At 71.0% G+C, this 12,190-nt stretch carries 25 protein-coding genes; 18 read left to right on the plus strand and 7 right to left on the minus strand.

Annotation, left to right across the window (positions count from 1 at the left end):
• Nucleotides 1-40: 40 nt before the first annotated feature.
• Genes ACWEN0_RS28835 through ACWEN0_RS28910 form a run of 16 tightly spaced genes read left to right on the plus strand, consistent with a single transcriptional unit; the run spans nucleotide 41 to nucleotide 6,754 of the window.
• Nucleotides 41-421, plus strand: coding sequence for a hypothetical protein (locus tag ACWEN0_RS28835; RefSeq protein WP_451980158.1), 381 nt, complete (start codon nucleotides 41-43; stop codon nucleotides 419-421).
• Nucleotides 414-827 (plus strand): hypothetical protein, encoded by a 414-nt coding sequence (locus tag ACWEN0_RS28840; RefSeq protein WP_451980161.1) that lies wholly within the window; start codon nucleotides 414-416, stop codon nucleotides 825-827. Before ACWEN0_RS28835 ends, ACWEN0_RS28840 begins: the two co-directional genes overlap by 8 nt.
• Nucleotides 820-1,035 carry a hypothetical protein gene (locus tag ACWEN0_RS28845; protein ID WP_451980163.1) on the plus strand — a complete coding sequence of 72 codons (216 nt, stop codon included), beginning with the start codon at nucleotides 820-822 and terminating at the stop codon, nucleotides 1,033-1,035. The genes ACWEN0_RS28840 and ACWEN0_RS28845 overlap by 8 nt, the downstream gene beginning before the upstream one ends.
• A complete protein-coding gene (locus ACWEN0_RS28850) occupies nucleotides 1,028-2,056 on the plus strand; it encodes a hypothetical protein (protein ID WP_451980166.1) in 1,029 nt (342 codons plus the stop codon). Before ACWEN0_RS28845 ends, ACWEN0_RS28850 begins: the two co-directional genes overlap by 8 nt.
• Nucleotides 2,049-2,465 carry a hypothetical protein gene (locus ACWEN0_RS28855; RefSeq protein ID WP_451980169.1) on the plus strand — a complete coding sequence of 139 codons (417 nt, stop codon included), beginning with the start codon at nucleotides 2,049-2,051 and terminating at the stop codon, nucleotides 2,463-2,465. Before ACWEN0_RS28850 ends, ACWEN0_RS28855 begins: the two co-directional genes overlap by 8 nt.
• The gene (locus ACWEN0_RS28860) at nucleotides 2,462-2,644 is read left to right on the plus strand and encodes a hypothetical protein (protein ID WP_451980172.1); all 183 of its coding nucleotides are present in this window, start codon (nucleotides 2,462-2,464) and stop codon (nucleotides 2,642-2,644) included. Before ACWEN0_RS28855 ends, ACWEN0_RS28860 begins: the two co-directional genes overlap by 4 nt.
• Complete coding sequence (locus ACWEN0_RS28865) at nucleotides 2,637-2,954, plus strand: VRR-NUC domain-containing protein (RefSeq protein ID WP_451980175.1); 318 nt, start codon at nucleotides 2,637-2,639, stop codon at nucleotides 2,952-2,954. The genes ACWEN0_RS28860 and ACWEN0_RS28865 overlap by 8 nt, the downstream gene beginning before the upstream one ends.
• On the plus strand, nucleotides 2,951-3,937 hold the full coding sequence (locus ACWEN0_RS28870) for a hypothetical protein (RefSeq protein ID WP_451980178.1): 987 nt from the start codon (nucleotides 2,951-2,953) through the stop codon (nucleotides 3,935-3,937). Before ACWEN0_RS28865 ends, ACWEN0_RS28870 begins: the two co-directional genes overlap by 4 nt.
• Nucleotides 3,934-4,206: a helix-turn-helix domain-containing protein gene (locus ACWEN0_RS28875; protein WP_451980181.1), complete on the plus strand. Its 273-nt coding sequence runs from the start codon at nucleotides 3,934-3,936 to the stop codon at nucleotides 4,204-4,206. Before ACWEN0_RS28870 ends, ACWEN0_RS28875 begins: the two co-directional genes overlap by 4 nt.
• A 7-nt stretch (nucleotides 4,207-4,213) precedes the next feature.
• The gene (locus ACWEN0_RS28880; protein ID WP_451980184.1) at nucleotides 4,214-4,792 is read left to right on the plus strand and encodes a hypothetical protein; all 579 of its coding nucleotides are present in this window, start codon (nucleotides 4,214-4,216) and stop codon (nucleotides 4,790-4,792) included.
• Complete coding sequence (locus ACWEN0_RS28885) at nucleotides 4,789-5,295, plus strand: NUMOD3 domain-containing DNA-binding protein (RefSeq protein WP_451980187.1); 507 nt, start codon at nucleotides 4,789-4,791, stop codon at nucleotides 5,293-5,295. The genes ACWEN0_RS28880 and ACWEN0_RS28885 overlap by 4 nt, the downstream gene beginning before the upstream one ends.
• A 29-nt stretch (nucleotides 5,296-5,324) precedes the next feature.
• Nucleotides 5,325-5,582, plus strand: a complete 258-nt coding sequence (locus ACWEN0_RS28890) for a hypothetical protein (protein ID WP_451980190.1) — start codon at nucleotides 5,325-5,327, stop codon at nucleotides 5,580-5,582.
• The gene (locus ACWEN0_RS28895) at nucleotides 5,579-5,839 is read left to right on the plus strand and encodes a hypothetical protein (RefSeq protein ID WP_451980193.1); all 261 of its coding nucleotides are present in this window, start codon (nucleotides 5,579-5,581) and stop codon (nucleotides 5,837-5,839) included. The genes ACWEN0_RS28890 and ACWEN0_RS28895 overlap by 4 nt, the downstream gene beginning before the upstream one ends.
• The gene (locus ACWEN0_RS28900; RefSeq protein WP_451980195.1) at nucleotides 5,836-6,234 is read left to right on the plus strand and encodes a hypothetical protein; all 399 of its coding nucleotides are present in this window, start codon (nucleotides 5,836-5,838) and stop codon (nucleotides 6,232-6,234) included. Before ACWEN0_RS28895 ends, ACWEN0_RS28900 begins: the two co-directional genes overlap by 4 nt.
• Nucleotides 6,231-6,461 carry a hypothetical protein gene (locus ACWEN0_RS28905; protein ID WP_451980198.1) on the plus strand — a complete coding sequence of 77 codons (231 nt, stop codon included), beginning with the start codon at nucleotides 6,231-6,233 and terminating at the stop codon, nucleotides 6,459-6,461. The genes ACWEN0_RS28900 and ACWEN0_RS28905 overlap by 4 nt, the downstream gene beginning before the upstream one ends.
• Nucleotides 6,458-6,754 (plus strand): hypothetical protein, encoded by a 297-nt coding sequence (locus ACWEN0_RS28910; protein WP_451980201.1) that lies wholly within the window; start codon nucleotides 6,458-6,460, stop codon nucleotides 6,752-6,754. Before ACWEN0_RS28905 ends, ACWEN0_RS28910 begins: the two co-directional genes overlap by 4 nt.
• 223 nt (nucleotides 6,755-6,977) lie before the next feature.
• Here the strand turns inward: ACWEN0_RS28910 and ACWEN0_RS28915 are convergent, their stop codons facing one another.
• The 6 genes from ACWEN0_RS28915 to ACWEN0_RS28940 form a co-directional block, all read right to left on the minus strand.
• Nucleotides 6,978-7,298: a hypothetical protein gene (locus ACWEN0_RS28915; protein ID WP_451980204.1), complete on the minus strand. Its 321-nt coding sequence runs from the start codon at nucleotides 7,296-7,298 to the stop codon at nucleotides 6,978-6,980.
• Between the two features lie 140 nt (nucleotides 7,299-7,438).
• Nucleotides 7,439-7,627, minus strand: coding sequence for a hypothetical protein (locus ACWEN0_RS28920; RefSeq protein ID WP_451980208.1), 189 nt, complete (start codon nucleotides 7,625-7,627; stop codon nucleotides 7,439-7,441).
• Nucleotides 7,618-7,851 carry a hypothetical protein gene (locus ACWEN0_RS28925; protein WP_451980211.1) on the minus strand — a complete coding sequence of 78 codons (234 nt, stop codon included), beginning with the start codon at nucleotides 7,849-7,851 and terminating at the stop codon, nucleotides 7,618-7,620. Before ACWEN0_RS28925 ends, ACWEN0_RS28920 begins: the two co-directional genes overlap by 10 nt.
• Nucleotides 7,852-7,863: 12 nt before the next feature.
• Entirely contained in the window at nucleotides 7,864-8,274 is a 411-nt protein-coding gene (locus ACWEN0_RS28930) for a hypothetical protein (RefSeq protein ID WP_451980214.1), read from the minus strand.
• Nucleotides 8,275-8,404: 130 nt separating this feature from the next.
• A complete protein-coding gene (locus ACWEN0_RS28935; RefSeq protein WP_451980217.1) occupies nucleotides 8,405-8,752 on the minus strand; it encodes a DUF6011 domain-containing protein in 348 nt (115 codons plus the stop codon).
• Nucleotides 8,753-9,074: 322 nt separating this feature from the next.
• On the minus strand, nucleotides 9,075-9,245 hold the full coding sequence (locus ACWEN0_RS28940; protein WP_451980220.1) for a hypothetical protein: 171 nt from the start codon (nucleotides 9,243-9,245) through the stop codon (nucleotides 9,075-9,077).
• 93 nt (nucleotides 9,246-9,338) lie between these two features.
• Between ACWEN0_RS28940 and ACWEN0_RS28945 the strand changes: the two genes are divergently transcribed.
• Nucleotides 9,339-9,557 carry a hypothetical protein gene (locus tag ACWEN0_RS28945; RefSeq protein WP_451980223.1) on the plus strand — a complete coding sequence of 73 codons (219 nt, stop codon included), beginning with the start codon at nucleotides 9,339-9,341 and terminating at the stop codon, nucleotides 9,555-9,557.
• Between the two features lie 508 nt (nucleotides 9,558-10,065).
• Entirely contained in the window at nucleotides 10,066-11,514 is a 1,449-nt protein-coding gene (locus ACWEN0_RS28950) for a phage terminase large subunit (RefSeq protein ID WP_451980226.1), read from the plus strand.
• A 90-nt stretch (nucleotides 11,515-11,604) separates the two neighbouring features.
• Here ACWEN0_RS28950 and ACWEN0_RS28955 read toward each other — a convergent pair whose 3' ends face one another.
• On the minus strand, nucleotides 11,605-12,051 hold the full coding sequence (locus ACWEN0_RS28955; RefSeq protein ID WP_451980229.1) for a hypothetical protein: 447 nt from the start codon (nucleotides 12,049-12,051) through the stop codon (nucleotides 11,605-11,607).
• Nucleotides 12,052-12,190 lie beyond the last annotated feature (139 nt).

Here is a 12,190-nt window from a genome sequence, read left to right on the forward strand (position 1 = left end):
CGGTGCGGTGCGCCGAACCCAGCGGCCTGATCTTGCTGAGGTGCCCGAAACGGGCGGCCGATCTTGCGCAGGAGCGGAGAAGATCGCTTCCGAGGGTAAGGACACCGACCCCCAGGTTTCAGCCCGCGAGAGGCTCGCTGAGCTGATCGTCTCGGCGCGGTGGTCCGGCGCGCCCCTGCACCCGGCCGAGGCCCTGTGCGACCACTGCCGGGGCGCGCGGGCCGCCGCCGACCGGATGCTCGCCGAGGGCTGGACCCGGATGGTCGGCGAGCAGTGGGCGTACCGGCTCGCCGACGTGGCGAACGCCGTCGCTGTACCTGCGTCCGAGGCCACCGCGCGGAAGCAGGCCGAACTCGACCCCGACACCACCGAGGTTGTCCGCCGGCCCGTCGGCGAATGGGAGGTGGTCACCCGTGCCTGACTTCAACGTCGAGGCCGCTGCCGAGCAGCTGATCACCGACGCCGCCTACGTCGTCCACGCCGCGTCAGCGGAGGAGCTGGGCGTGTCCGCCGACGGCGCACCGGCCCCGGTCGACTACGCCGCCGTCCGCGCGCTCGCCGCCCGCGGCATGCTCGCCCCGGTCGAGCTGTTCGAGGAGCGGAAACGCCGCGCGCCGCGGGTGTTCTTCCCCGGCGACACCATCCCCGGCGGAGTCTGGACGGTGGCAGAAGGTCCCGACGGCCGCACGACGTCGCCGAGCTGCTCGCCCGGGCCGCGCATCGCCCGGTTCACGCCGAAGCTCGAGGTCTTCATGCCGACGCTGCCGCAGTTCCACGCGGCCGTCGAGCGGGCCCGCGCCGAGCGCGAGGAGGCCGGCCGTGGCTGACCGGACCCACGCCTGCCCGGGCAAGTGCGGCGCGCAGATCCCGCGCCACCGCCTCGCCTGCCCCGCCGACTGGGCCCGGCTCCCGCGCGACCTGAACACCGCCATCACGGACAACTACCGCCGCAACCCGAGCGCCCACTTCGCCGCCGTCCGCGACGCCATCGAGTGGTACGCCGCCAACCCACTCCAGGAGAACGCCCGTGGCTGAGCCGAACCCGGCCGAAAACGGCCACCAGTTCCACTTCACCGTCGACATCCAGGGTGCACACCGCGTCGGCGACGGCCCGTACGTCGACGAGGAACAGCCAGCCGGGCTGCCGTTCACCGTTACGGTGCGGGCCTGGAACCTGCGCGACGCCTGCATTGCCGCGGCGGCGCTCTCGCTCGCCGACTGGACCCAGCCGGACGAGAACGGAGCCGGCAGCTTCGAGCTGCTTGACGCCGCGGCCGAGCGCGGGCACAACGCGATGTTCGAAGGTGAGCTGGCCGCCGACGGGATCGAGCGCGATCTGTGGCACAAGGTCGTCCTCGCCGTGCTGGCCGACCCGCAGCTGCTGTCGCACTGGGCCCGCGCCGCACGCATCGACGCCGACAACTGGCACCGCCAGTGCCGCGACCTCGACGCCGAACTCGAGGAGTGGCGCTCCACAGCGAAATCCGGGACCCGCGCCGGCTGGGTTCTGTCCCGGGTCCGCGAAGCGCTCGGCACCCCGGATGGGCGCGCGGTCAGCGTCCACGCCGCCGAAGTCCGCGCCGAGCGGGACGCGGAGCGGCAGACGGCGGTCGCGATGAGCGACGCTTACCGCAAGGCGGTTCGCGAGCGCGACCAGATGCGCGATGCGGTGCTCGCGCTGTGCGACACGTGGTGGCGCGGCAAGCAAGGTGAGGTCTCCGCCGGGCACACGTTCACCGCCATCCGCGCCGCGCTGCAGGGCGACCAGCCCACCGAGCAGCCCGTGCGCCCCCGGTTCTCCGGCCCGATGGAGCCGGTGCACCCGTGCCGGCAGATCCCCACCCGGCACTGCCCGGCGGTGTACGACGACGTGTGCGGGGACCGGCCGTGCGCGCGGTTCGAGTCCGAGGACGAGACGCCGTGGCTGCCGGAGCTGCCCGCCGCCAAGCGGCCCGCCGAGCCGGACGTGACGCCGCCCGACCCGTCCGGCCGCATCGTCGACGGCGGCCCCGTCCAGCCCTTCACCGACACCGACCACGAGGTGCCCCATGCCTGACGACACCTGCCGCGGCTACGACATCGACGGCGAGCCGGTCGTCGTCCACGGCGGCGGCCAACTCGACGCCGAGGGCCAGGAGCACCTCGCCACGATCGTCCGCGCCACCCGCCGCCGGTTCGGCACCGACGCGCTGAAACGCCTCCTGGCCGAGATCGAGCGCAACGACACCAACTACGTCATCCGCTACCCGCTCGTCGTCCGCGCGCTCGGCATCGCCGCCGAGCTCGGCTACGTCGTCGGCATCGCCCTCGACCCCGCCGAGCCCGCCTGGCCGGTCGTCTACATCGAACTCCCCACCGGCCAGGTGTCGTGGCACATGCCGGCCTACGGCGGCACGTACGACGGCCACACCACCCCGGAGAAGTACCAGCGCACCCGGGACTACATCGCCCAGGAGGCTCCGTGACGATCCTGTCCCGCGTCGTCAAGCCAGGCTTCGATCTGACCGTGTGCGGCACGCCGAGCAAGGCGTGGCTCGACTGGCTGCGCACCACCGACGCACCGCTTACTGCGGACCAGATCCGCTGGCGTGACGGCAACTTCGGCGCGCCCGCATTGGACTGCGAGGAACGCGAGGATGGCTGAGCACGAGCTGTCCGAAGAGGAGCTGCAGCAACGCGTCCTGCAGACGGCCCGCCTGTACGGCTGGCGTGCCGCGCACTTCCGCCCGGCGCAGACCGCGAAGGGCTGGCGCACCCCGATGTCCGGCGACCCTGGCTTCCCCGACCTCGTCCTTGCCCGCGACGGCGTCGTGCTGTTCGCCGAGCTGAAGTCCCGCCGCGGCCGCACCACCCCGGATCAGGACCTGTGGCTCGACCAGCTCGGCGACCACTCCGTGCTGTGGCGGCCGGCCGACTGGCCCGCGATCCAGAACGAACTCAGGAGGACCCCGTGACCGAGACCCCTGCCCGCCGGTGGCCGAAGACCGGCACCGTCGGCGCGCACATCAGCAAGGACGTCGGCGACCACTGCACCACCGGCGACCCCGCACCGGAGATCCCCGCCCGCCCGTACCCCGGTGAGACTCGCCCGTTCGCCACCGGCGGCCTGATCCGGCTACCCGGCGACCACGGCGACGCCGTGCCAGCGCCGATCTCCCGGTGCCTCTACGAGCAGCCATTGCCGACGCCGCCGCCCGCCGCCGAGCTGCTCGCCATGGCCGACGACCTCAACGCGCACGGCGGCCTCGACGAGACGTTCGTCGCCGAGCTGATCCGCCAGGCCGTCACCGACGAACCGCTCGACGCCGCGTACAAGGCCCTCGGCGTGCCCCGCCCGGCGCCCGGCAGCGTGCCGCCCGTGACGACGACCGCGGCCGAGACGATCAGCTACGAGACGATCGTCGAGGCGCTGGAGAAGGTCGCCCCGCTCAGGCCGCCGCCGGAGCCGATCAAGCTCACCCGCGAGCAGTGGGCCGCCGTGCCGAAGGCGTCGCCGGGCGAGCCTTGGGAGCTGTACCCCGGGCTCGTCGGCACGCGAGTGGAGCTCGTCGAGACCGTCCAGGAGTCAACCCCGTACCGGCTGTGGCTCGAACAGGCCGAGGCAGAGTCTGGGTTGAAGGCCGTGGTCGAGTTGCCCAGCGGCGCTATCCTCGGCGACCCGGCGTGGCTCGTCGAGGCGGACCGCGAGTTCGTCGCCCACGTCAACGACGGCGTGGACCGGGGCGCCGTGCTCGACGCCGTCCGGGCGGCCGCCGACGAGGCCGTCGCGAACACCGCCCCGTACGGGCCGAAGCTGGAGTTCGGCGCGGCCCGCCGCCCGCGCGCGCACCAGCACATCTGGACGACCACCAGCCCGACACGCTGCGTGGCGTGCCGCCGCTACCTGCGCCCGTGGTGGCGCCGCGCCCTCGACCGCGCACGGCGGTGGTGGAGATGACCACCCGAACCACCAACACCGGCACCGGCATCGGCCGACACCTCCGTAGCCTCCGCGAACAAGCAGGCCTCTCCGCCGCCCAAGTCGCCGACCGGCTCGGCACGAACATCGGCCGCGTCTACCAGATCGAGAACGACCACCGCGACTCCCAGATGTCCACCATCGTCCGCTACTGCAACGCCATCGGCGCACGAATCCACATCGGACTCGACACCCGAGCGCACACTGAACCCAGCACCAGCCCGCCCACAACACCCGAGAGGACGTGAACCCCCAATGGCACAAGGCCAAGACAACCGCAGCCCCGAAGAACGGGAACGCGCCGCCGCCATGGACGCGGACATCATCGCCCTCCGCCGCAAACGCGTCCCATTCGACGAAATCGGCCGGCTCATGCTGGACAAGTACGGACGCACCGGCTGGTCCGGCCCCGACGGCGACAGCGAACGGCCGTTCACCCGCCAGTACATGAGCGACCGCTACACCGCCGCACTCGCAGCCATCCCCGCCCGCGAAGCCGCGAACCACCGCGCCGAGCTCGGCGAGCTGTTCAACCAGGTGATCGACGAGGCGTACGCGATCGCGCAGAAAGATCACTGGGCGCACTCGAACGGCCGCCTGGTCCGCGAAGGCAAGCCGTACATCAACGGCGACGGCGAAGCCGAGATCGCCGAAGGTGCCGGCGCGCCGGTGCTCGACGACGGCCCGAAGCTGGCCGCGCTGGCCGAGGTCCGCAAGGCCGCGGTCGAGGTGATGCGCCTCTACGGCCTGGCTGTGCCGGTGAAGCAGGAGGTCGGAGTGAATGCGGCCTTGGAGATCCGGGTCAACGGGGTGGACCTGGAGACACTGAAGTGACCAACTTCAAGCACGGGCACACCTGGCGCGGCGGCCACAGCCCCACCTACACCTCTTACCGCAGCATGATCCAACGCTGCACCAACCCGAACCACGCCAACTACGAGCACTACGCCGGCCGCGGCATCACCGTCTGCGCGCGGTGGCTGGCCTCGTTCGAGGCGTTCCTCGTCGACATGGGTGAGCGGCCCGACGGCACCACCATCGACCGGATCGACCCGGCCGGTGACTACGAGCCCAGCAACTGCCGATGGGCAACGGCCGACGTCCAGGCCGCGAACCGAACTGTGCTCGGTTCCCGCAGCTGCGAGCCGGGCTGCGTGTGCGGCCGCCATCGTTCTCACCCGCACACGTCGGAAACCCGGGCGAAGATCAGCGCCTCGAAGATGGGGCACACGGTCAGCGACGAGGCCCGCGCCAAGATGTCCGCCCGTGCGAAGGCTCGCGGCGGCCGCCGATGTCCACCCGGCTGCACATGCGGACGACACCGCCGGCTCACCTGACAAAAACCCACCAACGACAGGACAAAAGCGTGACAACCTACAGCATCACCCGCTACCAGGAAGACGTGATCGCCACGATCGGCGAGTTCCTGCGCGCGCACGACATCGAGCCCGGTGACGTTCCCATCCCGAGCGACATCACCGTCGACAACGGCAAGGTCACCCTCACCCGGCTGCAGCGGGGCGACAACGGCAACGTCGTGTTCGTCGACGGCGCCGGTGTCGTCGAGACCGTGACCGTCGACCAGGTCGCGCCGTGGCCGCTGCCCGAAGGGACCGACCTGTGACCCGCCGCGCCAAGCCGAAGAAGCCGCGCCCCGAGCTGGTGAAGCACAGCCTCTCCCTCGAGGTGTCCCTCGACGACCTCGCCATCGTCGGCCGCGACGCCTGGGAGTTGCGCGCGGAGAAGGACCACAACATCCCCGAGCGGCACCGGCTCATCCGGACGTGGCTGCCCGGCGACGTCTACCACTACCAGTGGAGCTGGCTCGCCCCGAAGCCCACCGAGCCGGCCACGGCGACCGCCGAGGAGGTGACCGCGTGAAGCACTGGGCCCTCGTCATCGAATGGCAGACCCCCGACGACGCCGACCACCACGCCGCCATGACCTCCATCGTCGACAAGTTCCACCAGGCGAACGAACTCCCCGCCGAACGCGTCACGGCCTACGCCGGCGTCTCCGCCGAGCTGATCGCGCAGGCCGCCGAGACCGGCGCGATCGTCGAGCAGGCCTCCCGGCTGCAGCTGGCGCCCGGCGACGTCGTCACCATCCGCCCCGCGCCTGACCTTCGCGACTACACCGCCCAGGAGTTCCACGAGTACTGCCAGGTGGCGAAGGCCGCGTTCCCTGGGCACCAGGTCGTCGTCCTCGAGCGCGACGCCACGATCGAAGCCGGACCGGCCGGAGAATCCACCGACGAGCCTGAGGAGACCTCATGACCGACCCCACCCCCGACCCCACCCCCACCACCTGGCCCGACTGGACCGCGATCACCACCACCTACAACGGCCCCGCCGAAACCGACCCCGACCACTACACCGCCACCTGCTACCGCTGCCAAACCGCCCAGCAAGAACCCTGGACGCACAACGGCACCCGCGACGAATGCATCACCTGGGCCCAGGGGCACGCCGACGACCCGGAGCACGGCGAGGTCAACGCGTGAGCGAGACCCACATCCCAGGCGAGTGCATCACCCTCGGCGGCCGCTTCATGCGGCAGCGCTGCGGCTGGTGCGGCAAGACGCTCCTCGACTACGACCTCACCCGCGTCGCCGTCGAGGTGGCGCCAGGGGAGGAGCCGCGGCCGCCCGCGCACTACCCGACCGGCTCCCTCGTCAGGTTCGACGGGCCCGTGTCGGCCGTCCTCGACGCGGACGACTGCGGCCGGGACGCGGCCGGCCACGTGCTGACCCCGCCCGACGCGTGCACCCGAGTGGACCCCACGGTGACCGCCTGAGCGCAACGACGAAGGCCCCCAGCATCACGCTGGGGGCCTTCGCTAGTTCAGCCCGCCGCGGGCTTCCCGCAGGTTGTCCTCGCGGGGCCCGCTGGTCCTCGGTGTCGAGGCCGTGCGCGGCGCGTTCGATCAGCTGCTGCTCGACCTCGTCGAGCTCACGGTCGAGGCGCCGCGCCGGTTTCCCGATCTCCGGGTTCCGGGCGAACGGGTACAGCTCGGCTCTTCAGACCGCGCCGATGGCGTCGGCTGCCCGGTCGATCGCGACGAGCACGTCGGCGACGTCGGTCCAGAGGTTGTCGAGGTCCGCCTTCGCGCTCTCGCCGGACGTCTGGATGCTCGCCTTCGCGCGCTCGGCGGCGCCCTGGATGTCGGTCAGGTTCGGCGAGCCGCTGTCGAGGTGTTGCGCGGCCGACGCGACCATGTTGTCGATGTTCGCGAGCGACTGCTGGACGGCCGCGTCGACGGCGGACATCAGGTCGGGCGTGGGGTTGGCCGGCTCCTCGATGGCGCGGAGCGCGGCGGCGATGCCCTGGGGGGTGGTCAACGGATCCTCCTGAAAATGGCATGGTTCGACCGCAACAGGGATTGTCGGCGAACGCCTTGGGTGTGTCAGACGGGGGAGCCCTCGTCAGCCCGGTCTCGATTCCGGGGACGCCCACGCCTCCCGGCGCGGGTCGTTTCGGCTCAGCTGGCTGGAAAGATCACGTGGCGGTTCGGCTCGGCGTCCGGCCGGTGCTCCAGCAGCACCCGCGCGACCGCCGCGGTGGTCGGCGACGCGGACGCGGCCATCTTCCGCAGCACCGGCAGCGGCATGTTCCGGAGCGTCCGGGTCAACGTCGCGACCGCCTCGCGCTCCGCGTCGGTCAGCGCCACTGCCGGACGCCGACGCCGCAGCACCCGGGCGGGCAGCCGGTACCGTGCCGCACGGGAGCGGGCGCGGGCGTGGGGGCGGGCCGCGGCGCGACCCGGAGCAGCTCCAGCCGCACACCGAACTCGGCCTGCGCCGCCTTGTTCATCTCCGGCAAGGTCCGGCTGATGAAGTGGCGCAGCTCGTCGTCGGTCAGCGTCTCCAGCCACTCGGTGAAACCGGGGATCATCGCGGTGTCCTTTCAGGACTCGGAGGGGTGGTAGTCGATCTCGCAGCTGGCCGGGACGGTGTCGCCCGGGCGGCAGATCAGCTCGCCGTACAGGTCGCGGCCGTCGACGACCTGGCTGGCGTCGAGCGGGGCGTCGTCGGCGAACTCGTGGTGTCCTGGCGTGTCGGCCACGGTCGGGGCGCCGAGGAGGAGCACGGCGGAGAGCAGCAGCGCGCGGAGCATCCGGTTCCTCTGGGGTTGGGGGAGCGGGTGGGTGGGGTCGGCGGCGACGGCTTCGAACGTGGCCTGGGCTTCGGCGAGGACGGAGGTGCGGCGCCACCCGGTGACCTCGACGTCGACCGTGACGCCCCGGGCCCGGCCGGTGAGGCGGGCCCGGGTGCGTCCGCACCAGGTGCGGGTGACGTCGATGCTGAGGTCGGTCACCAGTCGTCGCCGGGCTGGTCGTCCTCGATCCAGCGGCCGCCGGTGAAGGTCTGGCCGTCGCGCTGGTCGCCCTCGCGGGGTTCTTCCTGCGTGTCCTGCGGTTCCGACATGGCGTGTCCCTTCTGGACGGTCAGGCCGCGGCCAGGGTGGCGGCGGCGAGGTGGTAGCACTGGCGGCCGTTCTGGCCGGCGGGGCAGGTGCAGCTGGCGTGGGTGGTGTCGACGGCGTAGCGGTCGGTGCCGTTGGAGGCGACGACCTCGAAGGTGTGGCGGTCGACGCGGGCGATGCCACCGTCGGCGAGCAGCTCGCGGACCTTCTCGACCTGGACGGGGGAGTAGTTCGCGAGGACGAGGCGGGCGGCGGCTTCCTGGCGGGCCTTGCGGGCGCAGGTGCGGCCCATGCCGCGGGCGATGCTGTCGAGGGAGCGGAGGGTCCGGCCGCAGCGCTTGCACTTGGCGGTGTGGGCGGTGGTGGTCATCGGGTCCTCGCTCTCTCCGGTGTGACACCAGTGTACGCACAGCGCTATGTCTAGTCAAGCGGTGTGTGTACACCGGTATGTGTAAGTGGGGTTGCTGGGGTTGCGCCCGCCTCGCTGGCCAGTCGGGCGGGCGCGTGCCGGAGGCGCGACCTCACGGCACCGCGGCTGTGGCGGGAACTCCGGGCGTACGGGGAGCGACCCGCATTGCCCGGCCACCTTGGTTCCACAGCCGGCCCCTCGTGCCCCTGCTCGGTCGTGTACCGGCGGCGCCCGAAGCGCGGCGGGGGCTTGGCCCCCGGCCTTTCGGCCGGGGGCGGTGGTGCTACTTGCCGTAGTTGTCGGCGAGGAAGCCGGCGACTCCGCCGCGCCAGGTGTTCTCGATCTTGCGGAGGATGTTGGCTTCGGGGGCGGTGGTGGCGGCGGGGAAGCGGTCCTTGAGGACGTCGCGCATGTCGTCGATCTGGGCGGTGGTGGGGGTGGGCTGCTCGGTCATCTGGTCCTCCGGGGCTCGCGGTGTGACACCAGTATAGGCACACTGGTGTGTGTAGCACAAGGGGGTGTGCGCACACTGGTGTATGCTCCGGTGATGGACGACATCGAGGCCCAGCTACGCGCCGCGCAAGCAGCCGTGGACAAGGCCGCCAAGACCACCCAGCAAGCCCGCACCCGCAGGCAGGAAGCCGTCGTCGCAGCCCGCGCAGCGAACTGGTCCAAGTACCGCATCGCCGCCGTGCTCGGCGTCAAGGCTCCGACCGTCGACTCGATCATCAAGACCGCCGAGAAGGAGGAGACCCCCGATGTCTGACCAACTCGCCGGCGTCGCCCAGGTCGAGGGGCCGGCTGTGCTCGAAGTGCGGCAGCGTCCCGGCCGGGCCGGGCGGGATCCTCTGCCCGGGCTGCTTCGACATGATCGCCGCGCAGAAGCTGCCCGCGCCGTGAGCGCACAGTTCCGTGGCGAGTGCACCTGCGACCACGATCGCAGTGAGCACTCTCCTACGGCCGGTGCTTCGAAGTCCTCGACGAGCACGAGGTCGATGCGTGGGCCGACAAGGGCGTGTTCATCAGGCTGACGACATTGGACGGCGGCCTGAAGACGCGGTTGTGTCCGTGCCTCGCGGGCTGGGTGGAATGACCACCGTGACGCACACTGGACGCATGAGCACCGTGAACGGCCGCATGCTGGGGAAGCCGGCGCACACCACCGGCTGCTGGTGCCGAGACTGCCAGAGCTACCCGAACCGCGCACTGCACGTGATCAGTAAGAGGCGGTGGCGTCGCCGCGAACGTCGCGCCTGGCTGCGCGAGCAGAGACCATGACCGCGCCCGCGGTGCTCGAGCACGCCTACGAGCCGTGGGGGAGCGCGCAGCAGCTCCTGCACTGCCGCGACACCGAGGTCCTCATGTCCGGCCCGGCCGGCACCGGCAAGTCCCGCGCGTGCCTGGAGAAGGTGCACCTGATGTGCCTCCTCAACCCCGGCATGCGCGCCCTGGTGCTCCGCAAGACACACGTGTCGCTCACGAGCACCGGCCTGGTCACCTTCGAGGAGAAGGTCGCGGCCGAGGCGCTCACCACCGGGGTGCTGAAGTTCTTCGGCGGCAGCGCCAAGGAACCATCGGCGTACAAGTACAGCAACGGCTCACGCATCGTCGTCGGCGGCATGGACAACCCCACCAAGATCATGTCGTCGGAGTACGACGTGATCTACGTGCAGGAAGCCATCGAGATCTCCGAAGACGACTGGGAGAAGCTCCTCACCCGCCTCCGCAACGGCAAACTCAGCTTCCATCAGCTGATGGCCGACACCAACCCCGACGCCGAAACCCACTGGCTCAACCAGCGCTGCCAGGCCGGCAAGACCACCATGCTGAACTGCCGCCACGAGGACAACCCGCGCCTGTTCAACCGCGACGGCACCAAGACCAGCGAGGGTGTCGCCTACATCGGGATCCTCGACGGCCTCACCGGCGTCCGCTACCTGCGTCTGCGCAAAGGCCTGTGGGTCGCCGCCGAAGGCGTCATCTACGAGGGGTTCGACCGCGACACCCACGTCATCGGCTGGGACGCCGTCACCCGGTCCGGCGCGCGGATCTTCCCCGACGGGAAGATCCCGGCCGCCTGGACGCGCTGGTGGTCTGTCGACTTCGGATTCACCAACCCCCTGGTCCTGCAGTGCTGGGCCGAGGACCCGGACGGCCGGCTCTACCTGTACCGGGAGATCTACCGCACGCAGCGCCTGGTCGAGGACCACGCGCTCGACATCCTGCTCGCGGTGACGCGGGTCGTCGACGAGAAGCGGCTCCCGAAGCGCAGCGTGCTGCGCCCCGAGGACGTGCAGGACGACGTCCGCGCAGGCCTGCGGGAGTGGACGGAGCCGAAGCCGCGGGCGATCATCTGCGACCACGACGCCGAGGACCGGGCGACGCTCGAGCGGAAGCTCGGCATGTCGACGACCGCGGCGGACAAGCGCGTGAAGACCGGCATCGAGGCCGTGCAATCCCGCCTGAAGATCGCGGGCGACGGCCGGCCGCGGATCTACTACCTCGAAGGCGCACTGCTCGAGCGGGACACGGCCCTGGACGAGCGGAAGCTGCCGTGCTCGACGGTCGAGGAGAAGGGCGGCTACGTGTGGTCGGACAAGAAGACCAAGGAGGAGCCCGTGAAGGAGAACGACCACGGGTGCGACGGTGAGCGGTACCTGGTGATGGACCGGGACTTCGGCGCGCGGCCCCGCATCCGCGGGCTCAGCTCCCGACGGAGGTAGACTCCCGAGCGCAGCAGTTGGCGCCCGCCGGGACGAGCGGCCAGCTGGAGAGGCCCCGTGAGCATCGTGCTCCGGGGGCCTCTCGCATGTTCAGCGGCCGACGATCTTGATCGTGCTGGCCTTCACCATCCACGGGCCTTGTGGGTCGCCGTCGTCGACCCACGCGGCGTCGGCGGGCGGGCGCGCGCCGAGGTGGTCGGTGCGCGGCACGTACGGGCCGGTGATCGGTCCGGTGTGGAACGGCTCGCCGGGCTCAGTGTCGCCGTAGGGCTCGGCGGTGACGATGTCGCCACGCTTGGGCTTGCCTGCCCAGTCGCGGACGGTCTGGCGACTGATGCCTGCCTCGCGGGCGACAGCGGCCTCGGACATGCCTTCACGTACGGCCGAGACGACGATCTCGCGGTGCTCCTCGGTCAGTTTGGCGAGGCTGTCGCTGGCTTCGCGCAGAACTTCGCTGAGCCGCTGGAAGTTCGCCGATGCGGCGGCGATCGAGACGCCAGGGAGTTTGTGGGCGGGCATCTTGCTCGACTCGTTCATGTCTAGAACTGTACAGCTGCCTAGTTCTAGACACAAGGCTTGTCCTGCGCATACACCACAGTGTGCATTTCGGCGCGCCACCGCGCCCACAGCCATGCGCAGCTGTTCATCTGAGCAGTTGGACAGGTATACAGCGATC

Source organism: Amycolatopsis sp. NPDC004378, assembly GCF_053602455.1.

What these genes read in the sequence shown, in the direction of transcription:
- ACWEN0_RS28880 (WP_451980184.1), top strand. Translation starts at nt 4,214, where the DNA reads ATGGCACAAGGCCAAGACAACCGCAGCCCCGAAGAACGGGAACGCGCC.
- ACWEN0_RS28955 (WP_451980229.1), bottom strand. Translation starts at nt 12,051, where the DNA reads ATGAACGAGTCGAGCAAGATGCCCGCCCACAAACTCCCTGGCGTCTCG.
- ACWEN0_RS28935 (WP_451980217.1), bottom strand. Translation starts at nt 8,752, where the DNA reads ATGACCACCACCGCCCACACCGCCAAGTGCAAGCGCTGCGGCCGGACC.
- ACWEN0_RS28950 (WP_451980226.1), top strand. Translation starts at nt 10,066, where the DNA reads ATGACCGCGCCCGCGGTGCTCGAGCACGCCTACGAGCCGTGGGGGAGC.
- ACWEN0_RS28855 (WP_451980169.1), top strand. Translation starts at nt 2,049, where the DNA reads ATGCCTGACGACACCTGCCGCGGCTACGACATCGACGGCGAGCCGGTC.
- ACWEN0_RS28925 (WP_451980211.1), bottom strand. Translation starts at nt 7,851, where the DNA reads ATGATCCCCGGTTTCACCGAGTGGCTGGAGACGCTGACCGACGACGAG.
- ACWEN0_RS28865 (WP_451980175.1), top strand. Translation starts at nt 2,637, where the DNA reads ATGGCTGAGCACGAGCTGTCCGAAGAGGAGCTGCAGCAACGCGTCCTG.
- ACWEN0_RS28945 (WP_451980223.1), top strand. Translation starts at nt 9,339, where the DNA reads ATGGACGACATCGAGGCCCAGCTACGCGCCGCGCAAGCAGCCGTGGAC.
- ACWEN0_RS28905 (WP_451980198.1), top strand. Translation starts at nt 6,231, where the DNA reads ATGACCGACCCCACCCCCGACCCCACCCCCACCACCTGGCCCGACTGG.
- ACWEN0_RS28875 (WP_451980181.1), top strand. Translation starts at nt 3,934, where the DNA reads ATGACCACCCGAACCACCAACACCGGCACCGGCATCGGCCGACACCTC.
- ACWEN0_RS28940 (WP_451980220.1), bottom strand. Translation starts at nt 9,245, where the DNA reads ATGACCGAGCAGCCCACCCCCACCACCGCCCAGATCGACGACATGCGC.